The 20,434-nt window shown below is 41.5% G+C and carries 11 protein-coding genes; 5 read left to right on the top strand and 6 right to left on the bottom strand.

Features of this window, described 5'->3' with window-relative positions; all coding sequences use genetic code 11:
* Positions 1-133: 133 nt before the first annotated feature.
* Together ABIS04_RS08795 and ABIS04_RS08790 are read right to left on the bottom strand one after the other, a co-directional pair.
* A complete protein-coding gene (locus ABIS04_RS08795; RefSeq protein WP_350433209.1) occupies positions 134-2,185 on the bottom strand; it encodes a S9 family peptidase in 2,052 nt (683 codons plus the stop codon).
* A 202-nt stretch (positions 2,186-2,387) separates the two neighbouring features.
* Positions 2,388-3,965: a fumarate hydratase gene (locus ABIS04_RS08790; protein WP_350433208.1), complete on the bottom strand. Its 1,578-nt coding sequence runs from the start codon at positions 3,963-3,965 to the stop codon at positions 2,388-2,390.
* A gap of 139 nt (positions 3,966-4,104) precedes the next feature.
* Between ABIS04_RS08790 and pabB the strand changes: the two genes are divergently transcribed.
* From pabB to ABIS04_RS08765, 5 genes are all read left to right on the top strand, one after another.
* Positions 4,105-5,535 (top strand): aminodeoxychorismate synthase component I, encoded by a 1,431-nt coding sequence (gene pabB / locus ABIS04_RS08785; protein WP_350433207.1) that lies wholly within the window; start codon positions 4,105-4,107, stop codon positions 5,533-5,535.
* A 194-nt stretch (positions 5,536-5,729) separates the two neighbouring features.
* Positions 5,730-6,413, top strand: coding sequence for a glutathione S-transferase family protein (locus ABIS04_RS08780; RefSeq protein WP_350433206.1), 684 nt, complete (start codon positions 5,730-5,732; stop codon positions 6,411-6,413).
* Between the two features lie 364 nt (positions 6,414-6,777).
* Positions 6,778-8,499 (top strand): phospho-sugar mutase, encoded by a 1,722-nt coding sequence (locus ABIS04_RS08775; protein WP_350433205.1) that lies wholly within the window; start codon positions 6,778-6,780, stop codon positions 8,497-8,499.
* A gap of 247 nt (positions 8,500-8,746) precedes the next feature.
* Positions 8,747-11,140 (top strand): TonB-dependent siderophore receptor, encoded by a 2,394-nt coding sequence (locus tag ABIS04_RS08770; RefSeq protein WP_140234094.1) that lies wholly within the window; start codon positions 8,747-8,749, stop codon positions 11,138-11,140.
* A 265-nt stretch (positions 11,141-11,405) separates the two neighbouring features.
* A complete protein-coding gene (locus ABIS04_RS08765; protein ID WP_350433204.1) occupies positions 11,406-12,467 on the top strand; it encodes an NAD(P)H-hydrate dehydratase in 1,062 nt (353 codons plus the stop codon).
* A gap of 253 nt (positions 12,468-12,720) precedes the next feature.
* Here ABIS04_RS08765 and ABIS04_RS08760 read toward each other — a convergent pair whose 3' ends face one another.
* The 4 genes from ABIS04_RS08760 to glgX all read right to left on the bottom strand — a co-directional run bounded on the left by ABIS04_RS08760 (position 12,721) and on the right by glgX (position 20,421).
* The gene (locus tag ABIS04_RS08760; protein ID WP_350433203.1) at positions 12,721-14,424 is read right to left on the bottom strand and encodes a glycogen/starch synthase; all 1,704 of its coding nucleotides are present in this window, start codon (positions 14,422-14,424) and stop codon (positions 12,721-12,723) included.
* Positions 14,425-14,433: 9 nt separating this feature from the next.
* Positions 14,434-15,696, bottom strand: a complete 1,263-nt coding sequence (gene glgC, locus ABIS04_RS08755; protein ID WP_137220809.1) for a glucose-1-phosphate adenylyltransferase — start codon at positions 15,694-15,696, stop codon at positions 14,434-14,436.
* An 88-nt stretch (positions 15,697-15,784) separates the two neighbouring features.
* A complete protein-coding gene (locus ABIS04_RS08750) occupies positions 15,785-18,247 on the bottom strand; it encodes a glycogen/starch/alpha-glucan phosphorylase (protein ID WP_350433414.1) in 2,463 nt (820 codons plus the stop codon).
* Positions 18,248-18,321: 74 nt separating this feature from the next.
* Positions 18,322-20,421, bottom strand: a complete 2,100-nt coding sequence (gene glgX, locus ABIS04_RS08745) for a glycogen debranching protein GlgX (protein WP_137220813.1) — start codon at positions 20,419-20,421, stop codon at positions 18,322-18,324.
* Positions 20,422-20,434: the final 13 nt, after the last annotated feature.

Genomic DNA, 20,434 nt, shown 5'->3' with positions numbered 1-20,434 from the left:
AACAGCATAGGAATAAAAAAGAGATGCTGCCAGTGGCAACATCTCTTTTATTCTGTCTATCGTATTAATTGCTGCTGAGGTCGAGGATTGAATACTCACTTCATTAAGCGATTAACTAACACACTAGTCTTAACTAATTAGCCGTCCAACGATCCATCCAACCCAGTACATTCTTGTACCATAGCTGTAAGTTATCTTGATTTAAGATCCAGTGGTTTTCATCTGGGAATACCAACAACTCAGAAGGAATACCTTTACGCTGCATAAAGGTAAATGCCCCAAGACCTTGGCCATAAGGCACCCGATAGTCTTTTTCACCATGGATAACTAACATTGGTGTTTTCCAGTTTTCAACATAATTAACTGGGTTAAACTTTTCATACAAGTCTTTGTTTTGATCATATGAGCCACCAAAATCATATTCTGGGAACCATAATTCTTCGGTCACATAGTACATAGAACGCATATCAAATAAGCCTGCATGATCAACCAAGCATTTGAATCCGTCATTCCATTTACCTTGGAACCAGTTCATCATATAACCACCGTAAGAACCACCTAACGCACAAGCGTTGTTAGCATCTAACCAAGGCTGTTGTTCGGTTACGGCTGCCATACCTTTTTTAAGATCTTCAAGTGGCTTTCCGCCCCAATCTTTACCAATTGAGTCTGTGAATCCTTGACCATAACCAGTAGAACCATGAAAATCTACCATTACCACGCCATAACCTGCCCCAGCCCAAAGCTGTGCATTCCAACGTCCGCTGAAACTGTTACCAAATGAACCTTGTGGGCCACCGTGAACTAGGTATGCAATAGGGTATTTTTTACCTTCTTCAAAGTTAGCTGGTTTGATCCAGTAACCATGAACCGTTTCATCATTCCAACCTTTAAAGTTAAACTGTTCAAACTCACCAAAGGTGATCTCAGCAAGTTTATCTTGGTTAACATTAGTCAGTTGTTTTAGTTGTTCACCCTCAAGGGTCACGCTGAATAGATCGCCAGGTTCAACTAATGATGATTTTTTAAAAATAAGACGATTATTGGTCACAGCCACTAGGCTATTACTGCCTTGATTGTATATAGGTCTTACATCACCAAATTGGGTGTTAACCTCAAAGATAGACACTTGACCAACATCTTGTGCGGTCACATACAAAGTACGGCCGTCTGCATTAAACGCCAGTGAACTCGGACTACGGTCCCACAATGGTGCGACTTCTTTTTCTTGGCCAGTGACATTGTCACGTAACATAATTCGATAACGATCGGCTTCATAACCCGGTGTGGTCATAGCCAAATACGCTAGATAACGGCCATCTGCTGAGAACGTTGGTTGAGAATCCCATGCTTTATTGTCTGGGGTTAAATTAACCGTGTCGCCACCGGCTACAGATACTTGCCATAAATCGTAATTAGTGGTCCAAGCTTGATCGCGGCTCGGGGCTTTAGCACTATAAACAACGTATTTACCGTCTGCTGTGAAAGTGACTTCTTCCATGCCTGAAAACGGTTTAGGTGGCGTTTCAGTATCACGGCCCTGTGTCACGTCAGTGGCCGTTGTAATTTTGCTGCCATTAAGTGAGGCAACAAATAAATGATTACGCGCGTTGTCTTCCCACGTGTCCCAGTGACGCACCATTAACTGCTTGTATAAACGACCAGTGGTTTTACGTTCAGCTTCTTCGGTAAATTTGTCTTTAGAACAAGCTAGGTCTTTACACTCTGGAAATACCCGCAAGTTCATCACAACTTGTTTACCGTCGTTAGACAACTTATAGCCGTTAATATCTAACGGTAAATCAGTAACCGCTATTGCTTCACCGCCATCAAGGGACAGTTGAAACAATTGGCTGGTTCCTGTGCGGCTAGCAAGGAAATAAATCGATTTGCCATCAGGCGCAAAACTCACATCATGTTCAGTACCTGTTGCTGAGGTAAGTTGTTTTGGCTTAGCATTTTTATCACTCAAATCGAGTTGATAAAGATCTGAGTTGCCCTCACCTTTGTCATCAACCAGTTTGACGCCATACACCATGGTTTTGCCGTCATTTGATACGGCGGCTGAATGCAACTTATTTAATTTAACCAGTTGCTGAACATTGAACGCTGCGGGCTCGGCCGCATAAACCGAGGTTGCCATACCAGCAGCGACCAGTGCGAATAATACAGAAGACTTTTTCATTGTTATCTTGTCTCAGTTGTTTGATAAAACATGATTTCGCGTTGTGTCAGCTACGAGCCAATAATCGCAAAAACATAAAATAGGTACTGCAGATTAACTAAAGCAAAACGCTCAGGCAACATGCCTTTTGTAAAAAGCTGTAAACCCGAGCGTTTGATCACATTGACGCTAATCGCTTAAGCGAATGCACAGTCATTATGGCTTATTGTTTAACTTTGCTGTTGGCAATGTTAATTTTCCAAATTGCTGGGCCCGTTTCATGGGCATTAACACCATTGGTATCAACTGCCACTGTTACCGGCATATCTTTCACGTCAAACTCATATATAGCTTCCATTCCTAAATCAGCAAATGCCACTACACGTGATTTTTTGATCGCTTTAGACACTAAATAAGCTGCACCGCCAACGGCCATTAAATATACCGCTTTGTGTTTTTTGATCGATGCTACAGTTTCTGGACCACGTTCAGATTTACCAATCATGCCCATAAGACCGGTTTTGTCTAACATCATATCGGTGTATTTATCCATGCGGGTTGCTGTTGTTGGGCCTGCTGGGCCAACCACTTCATCGCGTACCGGATCAACAGGGCCGACGTAATAAATAAATTTACCGGTAAAATCGACGCCTTCTGGCAAACCTTCACCTGAATCCAGTAATGTTTGTATTCGTTTATGCGCAGCATCACGCCCAGTAAGCATTTTACCGTTGAGTAATAAAGTATCACCACTCTTCCAGGTTTCAATCTCTGCTTGGGTGACAGTGTCCAAATTAACGTGATGGGTATTCTCACCAGCTTCACGGGTAATTTCAGGCCAATCAGACAATGATGGCGGCACTAAATTAACTGGACCCGTTCCGTCCAAATGGAAATGAACATGACGAGTAGCAGCACAATTGGGGATCATCACAACGGGTTTAGATGCAGCATGAGTCGGTGCTGATTTAATTTTAACATCTAATACTGTCGTTAACCCGCCTAAACCTTGCGCGCCAATACCTGAGTTATTCGCTCTTTGGAAAATATCTAAACGAAGCTTTTCTTCAGTAGTTACTGCGCCTCGGGCTATTAATTCATGAATATCAACAGGATCCATCAATGATTCTTTTGCCATTACAGCCGCTTTTTCAGCGGTACCACCAATGCCTATTCCTAACATGCCCGGTGGACACCAGCCAGCACCCATCGTCGGTAATGTTTTTTCAACCCAAGCAGCAATATCGTCAGATGGATTAAGCATGGCCATTTTTGATTTGTTTTCAGATCCACCGCCTTTTGCGGCAGTCATCACTTCAATTTGATTACCAGGCACCATTTCTACGTGCACGACAGATGGAGTATTGTCTTTGGTATTCTTACGCGCGCCAGCAGGATCTGACACTATTGAGGCACGTAAAGGGTTATCTGGATTAGTGTAAGCACGACGAACACCTTCATCGACCATCTCTTGCACTGTCATGTCAGTTTTATCCCACTGAACAGCCATACCAATTTTAACAAAGGTCGTCACAATGCCAGTGTCTTGACATAAAGGGCGTTTGCCTTCGGCAGACATCCGCGAGTTAATCAAAATTTGCGCAATAGCATCTTTAGCCGCAGCACTTTGTTCACGCTTGTAAGCTTCGGTCATCGCATCAACAAAGTCTTTAGGATGATAATATGAAATGTATTGCAGTGCATCTGCGATACTGTCTATAAAATCGGCTTGCTTAATCACAACAGCTTGATGTGACGTTGCAGAATGAGATGTAGGATCAGTTTTAGTATTCGTCGACATATGGGGCGCTCCAGCAGCCATTGCGGCCTAACATGTTTATCGTTTTTATAAGGATCAATTTAATATTACCTATTAAGACCAATATGATACTCTTTCCATCCTTTTTGGGCTACACCACTTTCTTAGATAAGGGTTATCAATGTCTTCGCGGGCAAAAAACACACTCTTTATGCAAAAACTAGATTGGGAAATAGACACTAAGCAACTATTTTCATTATTTAGCCACCTGCCATGGGCGATATTGCTCGACTCTGCCAATGCACAGCACCAAGATTCTCAGTTCGATATAATCGGCTTTAATCCAATCGCGACACTAACCAGCAATGATGGCATCAGTCAATTTAGCGCAAAAAAAGCCAGTATCAAAACGCTTAATATTGAAATAGATATCCACGCCAACCCGATCACCACATTAGCTCAATTGCATTCGCGGTTATATCCGTCTGCTCAAAACAGTCAACATCCATTTAGTGTCGGAGCAATAGGCGCATTTGGCTATGACCTTGGACGCAATATTGAAACCTTGCCCAACACTGCCATTAAAGATATTCATCTTGATGATATTAATATTGGTTTTTATGACTTCTCATTAGTCTATAGTTATGCCAATAAGTCCTGGTATGCATACCATTATAGTGGGAAAGCCGCGCTTGATATTGAGTTGAATTTAATTGAGCCTAAAATAAAAAATTTCGAAAAAAACTTAGTGACAGCAAAGCCTTTCAGATTGACTACGGCTTGGGTTAATCAGACAAATTATCAGCAGTATCAACACAAATTTGATCAAGTACAGCAGTATTTACTGAGTGGTGATTGCTATCAAATCAATTTAACCCAACGATTTGAGGCTCATTATCAAGGGGATGAATGGCAAGCTTATTGCGCATTATCTCTTGCTAACCAAGCTCCTTTCTCGGCATTTATGCGGGTTGATAATCACTGCATGTTATCTATCTCGCCAGAACGATTTATCAAACTCAATGACCAGAATATTGAAACTAAACCCATAAAAGGCACTTTGCCCCGCCATCATGATCCACTTTTAGACCAACAAGCTGCCGCGTTGTTATTAGCATCTGAAAAAGATCGCGCTGAAAACGTGATGATAGTAGATCTTCTGCGAAATGATATTGGCAAAGTAGCCTCACCCGGTTCTGTTAAGGTGCCTAGGTTATTCGACATAGAAAGCTTTCCTGCGGTACATCATTTAGTCAGTACCGTTACCGCCACATTAGCGGACCATAAAACCGGATTTGATTTACTTAACGCCGCTTTCCCTGGTGGCTCCATTACCGGAGCACCCAAAGTTCGCGCAATGGAAATTATTGAAGAATTAGAGCCATCACGACGCAACCTATATTGCGGTAGCATCGGCTATATCAGCCAAAACGGTAATATGGATACCAGCATTACTATTCGTACTTTAGTGACTGAAAACCAGCGTATATATTGCTGGGCTGGCGGCGGCATTGTGGCCGATTCAAATGGTGATGCTGAATATCAGGAAAGTTTTGATAAAGTCAGTAAAATATTGCCTTTATTGGCTGAACTTAATCAACCGGATAATTAATTCGGTTTATCTTCATGCTAACAATCCTGATATGACTTCCCCCCACCTGTGGACTAACAACAACCCTAACGAAACAGCACAAAATTTATATTATTAGATGCTACAGCAACTTTTATTTGAACGGATGCTCAAAACTTATTGAGCATCCGTTCAAAACCTGTTTAAATACACTTCTTACAGAATAAGGAGTTAACATGCTTAAATTTTATTTCCATCCTGGCCCTAACCCGATGAAAGTTGCTTTGTTTCTTGCTGAAACGGGTTTACCTTTCGAACTTGTTCCAGTTGATACCCTTAAAGGTGAGCAACATACCGCTGAGTTTAAAGCGATTAACCCTAACGCCAAAACCCCTGCCATTGAAGACAATGGTGTAAGAGTGTTCGATTCAAACGCCATTTTGTTATACCTAGCTGACAAAACAGGCAAGTTAGCATCAACACCAGAAAACCGTGGAGAACTGCTATCATGGTTAATGTTTATTGCTACTGGTTTAGGGCCCTATTCTGGTCAATGCGTCCACTTTACTCACCACGCACCTGAAAAAATTGACTATGCAGCAAACCGTTATCGACGAGAAACACAACGTCATTATGATGTACTCGATGCGCATCTTAATAACCGTGACTTTATTGTTGGTGATGAACTAAGCATTGTCGATATTGCAGCATGGGGTTGGGTTGATCGTATTGGTTTTGTATTAGGTGAAGATGCTCTAGCAACTTACCCTAATGTGCAACGCTGGTTTAATAACATCAACAGCCGTCCTTCGGTGGAACAAGCCAGAAATATGGGTAAAGATATTGAATTCAAGTCAGAATTTGATGACGTCGCCAAACGAGCATTCTTTCCACAAAATTATGCTGTAGCAAATAAATAGATAGATAGATTACCTGCACAATATCATCCAACACAAGGCTTGTGGATTAGACTCACAAGCCTTGTTTCTATTATTTAGACTGTAATTTTAGGTAAAGAACTTAAACTAATAAGCTATTACTCGACATATTTCATTACAGTTTGGAAATTCATCCAATCTCTTCTAATGATAACAAACAAGTTCAATATCGATGTTTTCTCATTACAACTCGTTGCTTATACGCTTATATTATTCATCACGCATGTAGACTTAATGTAAATCTTGAGTACGAATTGTAATTTTTATCCATTTTAAGACGAATTTACTTGTTCTAATCACTGAAACTTTCTACTGTTATTGAAAATGATTATCAGTGAGGTTACTCATGAATACCCATCTTCAGCACCAAATCAACCAATGGCTTAATAACGATCCAGACCCTAAAACTCGCTCACAACTGCAAATCCTTATTGATACCAACAATGAGGCGGAGTTAACTACACGCTTTTCTGGCCGTTTAGCCTTTGGTACTGCAGGGCTTCGTGGTGAAGTGGGTGTTGGCCCTATGGCAATGAATCGTTTGGTTATCCGTCAAACCACTGCGGGTCTAGGCGCCTACCTTCTCGATCAAATAGACAACGCTGCCGAGCGCGGTGTGGTAATTGGCTACGATGGCCGCCACGATTCATTAAGCTTCGCCCATGATGCTGCCAGTGTATTAACGGCGATGGGCATAACAGTACGTTTGACCCACAAAGTGGCCGCCACGCCTTTGGTCGCTTTTGGGGTAAAACATTTTAAAGCTGCCGCAGGTATTGTGGTAACCGCGAGTCATAACCCGCCTCAATACAACGGCTATAAGGTGTATTGGGAAAATGGCGCACAAATTATTCCCCCACATGATAGCGGAATTGCAGCACAAATTGCCCGAGCAGCAACCCAAGCGAACCCGTTTTTAGATCTAGATGATGCCATCTCACAACAAAAGCTGACTTGGTTACAAGACGATTTTTACCAAACGTATCGTCAAGGGGTATTTGATGCCAAAGAGCTACAACAACGCAGCGGGCAAGATAACGTCAGTTTGGCTTACACAGCAATGCACGGCGTTGGTGCCGACATGGCTGAAGCGGTATTAAAGGATGCTGGGTTTACTCAAGTCTATTCGGTAATGGTTCAACGTGAACCCGATGGTGATTTCCCGACAGTAAACTTCCCCAACCCTGAAGAAAAAGGCGCTATGGATTTAGTCATTGCAGAAGCAAAGAAGCACAATGCCACGCTTGCTTGCGCCAATGATCCAGATGCTGACCGTTTTGCCGTTGCGGTTCGTACTGAAGATGGACAATATAAAATGCTCACTGGCGATCAAGTTGGTGTGCTCTTTGGCCATTACTTACTCAGCCACGCGCCCAAAAATCAACGATTGACGGGGACAACGATTGTTTCATCGAGTCTATTATCTAAAATAGCCACTGAGTTTGGCACCCAAAGCTATACCACTCTAACGGGCTTTAAATGGCTAATGAACGTTGGCATTGCCAAAAACCAAGCAGACAATCAGTTTTTATTCGCTTATGAAGAAGCACTCGGTTACACCATAGGTAACTTGGTGTGGGATAAAGATGGTTTATCGGCCTTAGTTGCTTTTGCACAGTTAACCGCAGAACTTACCTCCCAAGGCCAAACCATTTGGGACAGACTAGAGCAGATTTATCGCCAACACGGATTTCACCTTAACGCTCAAGTGAGTATTGCGCTTAAGGCAGATACACCTAATATAGGTGCGTATTTACGTGAGCACCCACCGTTAAAAATTGGTGAGTATCCTGTGGTATCAACCGACGATTTAAAAAGCCTTCAACGTACTGCCGCCGACGGTAGCAAACAAAGCATTGATTTACCCAGCAGCGATGTATTGATTTATGCCTTAGAAGGTGGCGCACGCGTTATCGTTCGTCCATCGGGTACAGAACCTAAAATTAAATGCTATTACGAAGTCGTAGAAACCATGATGCCAACAGATACTTGGGCATCGGCACAAGAACGCGCACAACAAGCTATGACCACCTTTATAGAATCTCATCAAGCTAGTTTGCCAAGTTAACTGACTAGCCAAACAATACCCACTGTTTCACAATCAAAATGTTAAACGCCTGTTATCATTAACAGGCGTTTGTTTTTACATATAGTCAATTGTGAATAAGTTGAGTGCATTTTATTATTTAACTAGACCAGAGTGTCATGAGATATGACCGATTGAACTAACTAACCCCCTATTAAAGCCATCTATACGCCTACAAAAATGACTATAATGTTACAACATTTATTATAACGTTATCGCAGGATTGCTAATGTATAAAAGTATCGTATCTTTGGCCGTTGTTGCCAGTATTTCAGCCCCAGTAGCTTTTGCTGCAGAGGAAGGTCAAAACCTAGAACGTATTCAAGTTATCGGTTCACGTATCGCGCTTCGTACAGCGACAGATAGCCCTACGCCGGTAGACATTATTACTTCTGAGCAACTTGAAGCCACAGGTATTACTGAAACAGCTAAAGCATTACAATTTGCTGCGCCAAGTTACAGCTTCCCATTTTCATCCATTACCGACGGTAGCGATGCAGTTCGTCCTGCAAGTTTACGTGGCATGTCACCTGATCACACATTAGTGTTGGTTAACGGTAAACGTCGTCATGGTTCTGCGTTAGTTCACTTATCGGGCACTGTCGGTAAAGGTTCGTCTAACGTCGATTTAAATGCTATTCCAATGACATCAATTAAACGTATTGAAATTCTACGTGACGGCGCATCTGCATTATACGGTTCTGATGCCATTGCCGGCGTGATTAACGTGGTATTAAAAGACAGCGATCATGGCGGGAGCATCGCAACACAAATAGGCCAAACCTATGAAGGTGACGGCGAGCAAGTCCGTATTGGTGTTAACCAAGGTTTTAGCATTAGCGATGATGGTTTTGTGAACGTATCGTTAGAAGCCCATCAGAAAAACTCAACTAACCGTGCTGGTTTAGATACTCGTCAACAATATCCAACATTAGCAGACGGCAGCCTAGACCCACGAGAAGACACATTTAATCGTAAAAATCACCACGTAGGTGACAGCGATTATGAAAACTACGGTTTATTCGTTAATGCTGAACAAGCCACTACCGACACCAGTAAAGTATATGCATTTGGTGGGATCAGTAAGCGTACTTCAACATCTGGCGCATTTTATCGCCGTGCACTAGATTCGCGTAACGTACTTGAAGTGTATCCAGACGGTTATTTACCACAAATTAGCCCAGAAATTATCGATTATTCATTTTTAATGGGTTATGACGTTGAAGTAGGCAAATGGAACATTGATGCTTCTGCAGGTTATGGCAGTAACAGCTTTGAATACAAGGTTGAAAACACCATTAACGCTTCGCTAGGCCCAGACAGTCCAACCAGTTTTGATGCTGGTACCTTGTCTAACAGCGAATTGAACCTAAACATTGATGCTTCGACTTATTACGACTTTTATAATGATTCAGATTTAATGGTCGCTACAGGTTTAACCTTCCGTCAAAGCGGTTATCAAATAGAAGCAGGCCAAGAAGAATCATACATTCAAGGCGACTATGAAGGTAAGTCTGGTGGTAGCCAAGGGTTCGGTGGTTTTACTAAAGAGTCTGAAGTTGACGAAGACCGTACAAACACAGGTGTATATGTTGAGCTAGAAAACCAACTAACTGATGATTTTTATTGGGCTGCAGCTGTACGTTACGAAGACTATTCTGACTTTGGTGGCAACACGAGTTGGAAATTATCCGGCCGTTATAACCTAACAGATACCGTAGCATTTCGTATCACTACAGATACCGGTTTCCGTGCACCAAGTGTACAGCAACTATACTTCACAAACGTGTCGACCTTTTTTGATCCAGACCCAGTCACAGGCGAATTTATTCCACGTGAATCAGGTACCTTTAATCAATTGTCTCCAATTAAACAAGCATTGAATATTCCTGATTTGAAACCTGAAATATCGCACTCTATCAGTGCTGGTATAGTATATAGCGGTGACAATGGCTTTAATGCAACATTAGATGCATATCAAATTAATGTCGATGACCGCATTATTTTATCGGGTTCTGTTGACCAAGAAAGCTCACCGGTTATTGCTGCTGCACTTGCAGGCACTAACGCTGAATCTGCGCGATTCTTTATGAACGCAGTGGATACCCAAACCCAAGGTGTCGATTTAGTGATGACCCAAGACTTTGATTTAGGTCAGTTTGGTGATGTGATGGCGAACCTTGCTTATTCATACAAAGAAACCGAAATTAAGTCCGTTAACTTGCCAACTCTCTTGAATGGTTTAGAAGATGAATTGTTTGATCGTGTCGAAGAAATTCGTATGACTGAAGCGACATCAAAGCATTCGGGCAACATAGGTTTTACCCATAAGTACGATGACTTTACGACGAACTTACGTTTTAGCTACTTTGGTGACTACACAATAGGCTATTCATCGAGTGAAGTTAACTATGATGCTAAGTGGACAACCGACATCAGTACCCGTTACCAAGCCACTGACTCATTAGCGGTAACGCTAGGGGTTCAAAACTTGTTTGATACTTACCCAGAGAAACGTCCTGAAGATAATAACTTCAATGGCATATTTGTGTATCCGTTAACTAACACACCATTTGGTTTTAACGGCGGTTACTACTACTTAGATCTACGTTATACCTACTAATCTTGTAAAACTGTTTTTTACTACACAGCAACGATATTGTGGCTCCAATACAAGCCACAATATCGTTCATTTAATGATTAGCTCTTATGATTAACACTTATGGCTAATCAATCGTAATTCAACTTCATTTCACTCATCTATTTTACATATCATCACAGCTTGTTACCTATTCTACAAATCGGTCATTATTTGCTTGTTTTCGAGTAGATCATAGGCGATGCTGATCATTAGAGTTCCCCGCAAGAATAGTCTGATTGGAGTGAATATGGACATGCTGACGCTTGATTATATTAAAACACTACTGCCAACACGACCTGATGAAAGCCACAAAATGACCTTTGGTAATGTACTGAACATTGCTGGGTCGATCAATTATCGCGGCGCAGCATATTTATCAAGTATGGCAGCCCTACGAGTCGGTGCAGGCTATGTATCATTAGCCAGTAGTTCATGTGTATGTAACAGTATTACAGCACAAACGCCCAATATTGTGACCATTCCATTGGTGACACAAACGGCGTTAATGTCCTCCGCTATAACTTCTACTGCAAAAATAATGAGTAAACTAGATCAATATGAACATACTGATCCAGAAGCTATTTCTGTTGATGCCGTAAAACAATTATGGGTTAAATTACAGCAAACGAGTGTTGTCTCTGTGGGATCAGGACTAAGCTTAATGGGGACAGATGATCAACCGAGATCGCCAAACGAACCACAAAATGATTCAGACCCGCAGGTACAGCAAGACAATCTCCAACTGAAGGGGAATTTTGATTTTTTCTGTCATCTCATGAAGGCTATTGAAACCAGTGTTACCACACTTATTCTTGATGCTGATGGTATTAACTTTTACGCCAAAATGATTCACTCTCCCAACGACGAGACATTACCGTCATTTAAACTTCCCACTCAAAGCGTACTCACTCCTCATCCAAAAGAATTATCGCGTTTGCTGGCGGTGGATGTCACTGATATACAGCAGCAACGTGAACATTACGCGACGTTAGCAGCGACAAAGTTTGGTGCTGTTGTCGTATTGAAAGGACATCAAACCGTTATTACTGATGGCCAGCAAACCTTTATCAATTCCACAGGCAACAGTGTGTTGGCCAAAGCGGGAACCGGTGATGTGTTAACGGGAATGATTGCAGGATTTTGTGCTCAAGGAATGGCACCACTAGAAGCAGCTTGTTTAAGTGTGTATTTACATGGTTTAGCCGGCGACTTAGTTAGCAAGCAACAAAATTGTTATAGCTTATTGGCATCTGATCTGCTCGAATACATTCCTAAAGCGATACAGCTTGTGTTACAAAAAACAGCTTAACCAACCGCTTAACACGAGTTTGAATTAACCAATCTTTTAACCTGAGTTGGAATTAACGATAAAAAAACCAATCAACTTTGATTGGTTTTAATTGAATAGCCTAGTTAACTGACACTCTTATTAACTGAACACTCTTATTAACTGAACACTCTTATTAACTGCATGGCCTTCTTTATAGAGCAAAGTCTGCAGTTAACCGTCATAAGCTATCAAGATTATTTTTTTAACTTAAATGATCTGATTTCATGGGTATTTAATGGCTAACATACAGCTTTTCAATATACTGTTTGGCGACAACATCCCAAGTGAATCGTTGTTTGGCTGCGTTTTGTTTCACCTGTTGCCAAGTCTCGCTACCATACAATTTAATCACTTGGTTAAAACGATCAACTAAGGCTTGGCTTTGTGCTGCCAGCGTTTCACCATTAAATATCCAACCAGTAGTATTATCTTCTATTGTATCGTTCAAGCCGCCTACCCCATGTACCAGACACGGTTGCCCTTTGCGCATAGCGAGCATTTGACTGATCCCACAAGGCTCGAATGAACTGGGCATCAAAAACAAACTACCACACTGATAAAGCTCCTCAGCTAATACGTCATCATAACCATGTAAAAATACAAAGTTACTATAACGTACTGCAATAGCTTGCAGTACGTTAGCAATATGCTCATCGCCGCTGCCTAGCAACATAAATACACCGCCGGGTTGTTGCCGTTTAAGTGATTCTAATATCGCCTCTAACACCGTTTTAGCCGAAAATTGACCTTGAGGGTCGTTAAATGGCTGTAATAGAATCAACATTTTCTGTTCTGTTAAACGGCCAACATAAGTCACTAGAAAGCGATCTCCTTCGCGTTCAACTTGGCGTAATTCCGGAAAAATGGAGTCCATTAACAGCACATGTTTATACTGGCCAATTCGCGCGATGGCAATGGAATCGATAGCACTGAACTGAGTCGTTTTAGCTTGCCATTTGATAATGGTATTTTCAGCTTGCAACAATAACTCGGCATGGCTTGCTATATTGGCTAAAGGCTCAGAAACAGCATTTTTGTAGACACAGCCATTAATTATACCGATTAAATTATTTTGCTTAACTTTAGTCGCCAAATCATTTTCTAATCCTTCACCACCAAAAAAGCCTTTTTGATGATCGGACGGTATTAATACTTCACGAGCATAAGTGGGTGAAACTAAATGCACTTTATCGCTCAGTACAATACCCATTCTCATCGGGTTAACACAGTTATTATAGCGGGGGTCGAAAATACTCTCATCAGCAATTGAGTTTAATTTGCCCATGTATTGTGGAAACCAATGGCTAAATGAAGAATCGCTCCCAGAAAATGGCCTGATCCCCTGCAGTGCCAAATTGTGGATAGTAAATACACAAGGCAAAGCCTTAAGCGCAGAAAACTCTTTCACACAACTGCGAAGCATTGCCACCATTGCAGTGTGCCAATCATGCAGATGTAACACGTCAACACGCGGCAATAATTCTTTTACAAGGCTGGTGGCAACACAAAGAGAAAACAGGGCAAATTTTGTCGCATCTTCCGCAAAGGGTCTGTCGGCAGAGCCATTACAATACACTTGGCCTTGATGATTAAACAATGGATGATCAAATAAATATATTTGCGCCACTGAATCGTCAACAATATCTTGCTGCACTACAGCTATATCATCTTTGTGTTGTGGTCTTGGCATCCGATAAACCACCACGGTATGATGGTCACCTTCAAACTCAACCTCAATATCAACCATATGAACGGCACGGTATTCTTGAGCCAAAAAACCGTAATTAGGCATAGCAACATCAGCTATCACACCACATTTAGCTAATGCTGGGGGCAAATCACGAATAACATCCGCCATGCCACCTACCTTCGCGCCGTGCAGTGCATCATTTTCTGCTGCCACCAGCAATACTCGTTTTACACTCAATTGCGTCATTAATGCTCCTTATTCATAGCCAACAGGTAACCCCAGCATTTTACGTGTCACTAGAGTAATGCCTTTTTCGGATACCCTAAATCCTCTAGCCCTGTCATGATCGTGATTATAGCCAATCACCATTCCTTCAGGGATGATACAGCCACGATCGATAATGGCATTCTGGATTTTACAATTTTTTAATACCACTACATCAGGTAATAATACCGTGTCTTTTACAAACGAATACGAACATATCCGTACTTCGTCAAACAATACGCAACGTTTTACTTTTGCACCTGAAATAATACAGCCACCAGAAACAATAGAATCGACTGCCATTCCGCGCCTATCGTCATCATCAAATACAAATTTGGCTGGCGGTAACTGGGCTTGATAAGTCCAAATTGGCCACTTAGCATCATAAAGGTTTAACGGCGGTGTGGGTGACACTAATTCCATATTGGCTTCAAAATATGAATCTATTGTGCCAACATCCCGCCAATATGCTGGTTGTCCATCAACGGAACTGTCGAAAGGAAATGCAAACACTTTATGATTATCAATAATGGCCGGGATAATATCTTTACCAAAATCTCGGTTTGAGTTTTCGTTATCAGAATCTTTTTTCAACTGATCAAACAAAAACTTAGTATTAAATACATAATTCCCCATAGAAGCTAAACATTTGTGCTTATCATTAGGTGTGGGTTTAGGCTTGGTAGGCTTTTCTTCAAAGCCAATCACTCGATTAGTATTATCGACTTGTAGCACACCAAAAGCACCTGCTGCCTCTGCAATGGGGGTTTCAAAACAACATACGGTCATATCTGCGCCAGACTCCGTATGGGCAGCTAGCAAGCCCGCGTAATCCATACGGTAAATATGATCGCCAGATAAGACAATCACATACTTAGGGACTTCCTGACGAATAATATCGATATTTTGAAATACTGCATCAGCGGTGCCTTCATACCAGTTACCTGATGTTTGTTGTGATGCCGGTAATATTTCAACCGACTCTCCTAACTCCTTTTTAAAATGTCCCCAACCACGAGAAATATGCCGAATTAATGAATGTGACTTATATTGTGTCACCACCCCCACTCGACGTATTCCAGAATTAATACAGTTAGACAATGGAAAATCGATAATCCGGTATTTACCGCCAAAGTATAATGCTGGTTTAGCTCGCCAGTCGGTTAATTCATGCAAACGAGAACCTCGTCCTCCCGCTAGAATAAGCGCATAGGTATCACGAGTTAAATTGCTAATATAACGTATATCACTCATAAGCAGCTCCAATTATCGATTGAAAATAGCCATGAATAACCATTGCTCCATGGCCTACTTTAAGCGGCATTACGCCGCTATCCCTGTATTACTTTTTCATCCAAATTTCATCGCGGTAACCCGCTATAGTGTTGTCGCTTGAAAAACGCCCGCTAGCTGCGGTGTTTTTAATACTCATTTGTTGCCAGCTATCTTGATCAAGATAAGTCTTTGCCACTAGATCTTGTGTTAGGCAATAGCTGTCGAAATCGGCGGCGGTCATCCATTGATCATGGGGATCGACAATCGAATTAATAATATGGTCAAAAATACCCGGTTCTTCTAAATTGAAGTGACCGCTTTTTAGCATATTCATGACTCCGCTCAGAGCTTTAGATTGTTCGATAATTTGTTGAGGATTGTAATTAATTCGAGTCTGGCTGACTTGGCTAGCGTCTAATCCAAATAGGAAAAAGTTTTCTTTGCCTACCTCTTCAAGCATCTCGATATTAGCGCCATCTAACGTTCCAATCGTTAACGCGCCATTCATCATAAATTTCATGTTACCGGTGCCAGACGCTTCTTTACCTGCTGTGGATATTTGTTCAGATAAATCAGTACCCGGACAGATTTTTTCCATCGCGCTGACATTGTAGTTAGGTAAAAATGCCATGCGTAAATACGGTGTCACGTTAGGGTCAGAATTAATCATATGAGCAACATTATTTGCCAGCTTAATAATTTGTTTAGCCATGGCATACCCAGGGGCAGCTTTACCGCCAATTAATACACAGCGTGGCGCTATATTTTGTGTATCCCCATTGAGGATACGGCGATATAAATGGATAACATGTAAAATATTCAGTAATTGGCGTTTGTATTCATGAATACGTTTAACTTGCACATCAAACATCATCTTAGGGTCAAATTCGACGCCACATTGTTGTTTAACAAATTTGGTTAATACTTGTTTGTTTTCATACTTTATTTGCGCCCAATCTTTTACAAATGCCTTGTCATTAATAAAGGCATTTAACCCAGTAAGGAGAGATAAATCGTTAATCCATTTATCGCCTAATTGACGGCTAATTAAAGACGCTAATTTAGGGTTACAAAATGCTAACCAACGCCTAGGGGTTACACCATTAGTTTTGTTATTAAACTTGTTGGGCCATAATTGATAAAAGTTATTAAATAACCCCTCTTTGAGTAACTGAGTATGTAATCCTGCAACACCATTGACAGAAAAGCTGGCAACGATGGCTAAATAAGCCATGCGAATATGCTGTTCGCCACCCTCTTCAATAATCGACATCTCGGTAAGTTTTTGAATATCTTCAGGCCATTTATGTGCCACGACTTCTAAAAAGCGCGCATTTATTTCTAAAATGATTTCAACAATGCGAGGCAACATATTTTTCATCATGGGCACAGACCAACGCTCTAATGCTTCAGGCAATAGTGTGTGATTGGTATATGCCATACATTGAGTGGTGATCTTCCATGCTTCATCCCATCCCAGTCCATATTGGTCAAGCAACAGTCGCATTAACTCCGGCACCGCAATACTTGGATGAGTATCGTTAAGCTGCATCACGTTATAGGTACTAAATTGACTAAAATCTTTACCAAATTTGCGTACGTAGCGCGCTAACAAGTCCTGCAAACTGGCTGAAGACAAGAAGTATTGCTGCTTTAAACGTAATTCTTTGCCATTAACACTGGCGTCATTGGGATACAACACCATAGTGATTTGTTCAGCCAAATTTTTAGTGGCTACAGCTTCGGTATAATCACCTTCATTAAATTCAGATAAATCGAACTCATCGTTAGCTTCAGCCTTCCACAATCGTAATGTATTAATACGCTTATTTTTAAACCCTGGGATAGGCATATCGTAAGGAATAGCTAATACATTTTGGGTATTCACCCACACATGATGTCGATTTCCCGGCTTATTGACATGGGTTTCGGTATGACCGTAAAAAGGCACAGATACACTGTGATTAGAAATACGGACTTCCCATGGATTGCCATTACGTAACCAACGGTCTGGACGTTCCACCTGATATCCATCGATAATTTTTTGCACAAACATGCCGTATTGGTAACGAATACCATAGCCCGTAACTGGTAAATCTAAACTGGCACAACTGTCTAAAAAGCAAGCTGCTAGACGACCTAATCCGCCATTACCTAAGCCCGCATCATGCTCAACTTGTTCCATGTCTTCTAAATTGGTGGAATATTCAGTCAGTATTTTTTCTGCCTCTTCAGTCATGTCTAAACTTAATAATGCATTGCCTAATGCTCGTCCCATCAAAAACTCAAGCGACAAGTAAGCAATTTGTTTTTCTGGGTATTGATTGTCTTTTAATCGTGTTTGACGCCAATTTTCGAGCATTTGCTCCTTAACACTGAGTGCCAAGGCGTTAAATAATTCATGTTTATCATGTTCATCTCGACACAACTCATAATGAATATGTCTGGCTAATGATATCGATAAGCCGTCACAAGGTTCGCTAACCGAACAATTCGGGTGGTCAGCTAAAATTTCGGCTGCAACATTCATATGATTATTGCTTTTTGTGCCACTTACGCTGGCATTGGTGTTATCGACATTGGCGTTATCTTTCGCTGTAGTCATCAATTGCTCCTTGTAAATTCGGTATGAAATAACATTAAACTGTGGCTCATTAAATTCACTTGTTGGTTATCATCAACCACAGGCTCACAGTCTTGGGTATGTAATAAACACTGCCAATTTTGAAGATGGGGTAACTGTGGCAGAATAAAAGAATTGGTTAACTCACCTGCATTTATCATTAATAGCAACGCCTCAGTACTATCTTCAATCTCGCCTACATCTGCATGGCCTAAGTTACCGGTTATAATGACACTCAAGGTGCGGATTTGGTGTTCACCCCAATGTGATTTAGTCATAGGTTCACCTTGGCGATTAAACCAAGCTAAGCCATTGTCAAATAAGGCTTCTGGTTTATGAATAAACGCTTGATGGCACAACATCGGAAAACGTTTTCGCAAACTAATCAACTGAGCAGTGAAATTAACCAAAGGCCAATCTATTTTCTGCCAATCAAACCAACCTATTGGATTATCTTGGCAATACGCGTTGTTATTACCTTGCTGGGTTTGGCTAGACTCGTCTCCGGCCAATAACATCGGTACCCCTTGAGACAATAATAAGCAGGTTAATAAATTGCGTTTTTGCCGAGAACGAATGGCATTAATAATGGCATCGTCACATTCACCTTCAATACCATAATTGCTACTGCAGTTCTCTTGATGACCATCACGATTATCTTCACCATTAGCCAAGTTGTGGCGGTCGTGATAAGTGACAAGATCATGCAAGCTAAAGCCATCATGACTGGTAATAAAATTAATACTGGCTGCTGGCCCACGGCCGTTATGTTCAAAGAAGTCACTTGAACCATGGAAACGTTTGGCAAATTCAGGTAATAAACCACTGTCTCCACGCCAAAAACGGCGCATAGCGTCACGATAGCGATCATTCCACTCACTGAATGCCACCGGATAATTACCTAACTGATATCCACCAGGACCGATATCCCACGGCTCTGCAATTAACTTAACTTTACACAACACAGGATCTTGAGTTATTGCATCAAAAAAACCACTTCCAGGATCAAAGCCATAAGCTTCTCGGCCGAGGCAACTGGCTAAATCAAATCTAAATCCGTCAACGCCCATCACCTCAACCCAGTAACGAAGAGAATCCATGACTAACATCAACACTTGGGGATGATTCAAATTAAAAGTGTTACCGCAGCCAGTATCATTAATGTTGAAACGTTTTTCATTAGGCAATAACCGATAGTAACTCGCATTGTCAATGCCACGGAAACTGAAAGTTGGTCCCAAATGGTTTCCTTCCGCAGTATGGTTAAACACCACATCGAGGATAACTTCAATCCCAGCATTGTGGAGCTTTGAGACCATTTGTCTAAATTCTGATATATCACCCTCAGCAGTTAAATAACCCGAATGCGGCGCCATAAAAGCTATGCTGTTATACCCCCAATAATTAGTCAGGCCTTTTTCAATCAAAAAAGCTTCATCAAAAAAGTCATGCACGGGTAATAATTCGACCGCGGTGATGCCTAATTTTTGCAAGTATTCAATGATTGGTTGGCTGCCAAGCCCTGAAAAAGTGCCTTGTTGTGACAAACTGACATCGGGGTTTTGTTTTGTAAAACCCTTAACGTGGGTTTCAAATAAAATGCTTCTCGCAAGGCTAATATTAAGTGGTGCAATAGGAATATCATTAATAAATCCGCAATCGACAACCTGACATTTAGGCATGTATGGGGCGCTGTCTCTGATGTCAAATGACAAATCTTCATCCTTTGAATCAAAGTCATAGCCATAAAGCGCAGGATGATATGTCACCTCGCCGACTAATTTTTTTGCATAGGGATCGAGGAGTAATTTGTTATGATTAAAACGATGACCCAGTTCTGGTTGGTAGGGCCCATAGACACGGTATCCGTAGAGTAGTCCTGCTTGAGCACCGGATAAATGACAGTGCCAAATTTGTCGTGTTTGACCGCACATAATATAGTGCGCCGCCTCAACTTTTCCTGAGGAATCAAATATACACAACACCACTTTGGATGCATGCGCCGAAAATAACGAGAAATTAACCCCGTCGTCGTCAATTGTCGCGCCAAGTGGGTAAGCATAACCGCTGGTCATATCCATAACATGCCCTTAT

This window comes from Shewanella sp. H8 (assembly GCF_040285065.1).
GTDB lineage: Bacteria > Pseudomonadota > Gammaproteobacteria > Enterobacterales > Shewanellaceae > Shewanella > Shewanella polaris.
Note: the sequence above shows the minus strand (reverse complement) of the source record. Positions and strands in the feature narration are given on the sequence as shown.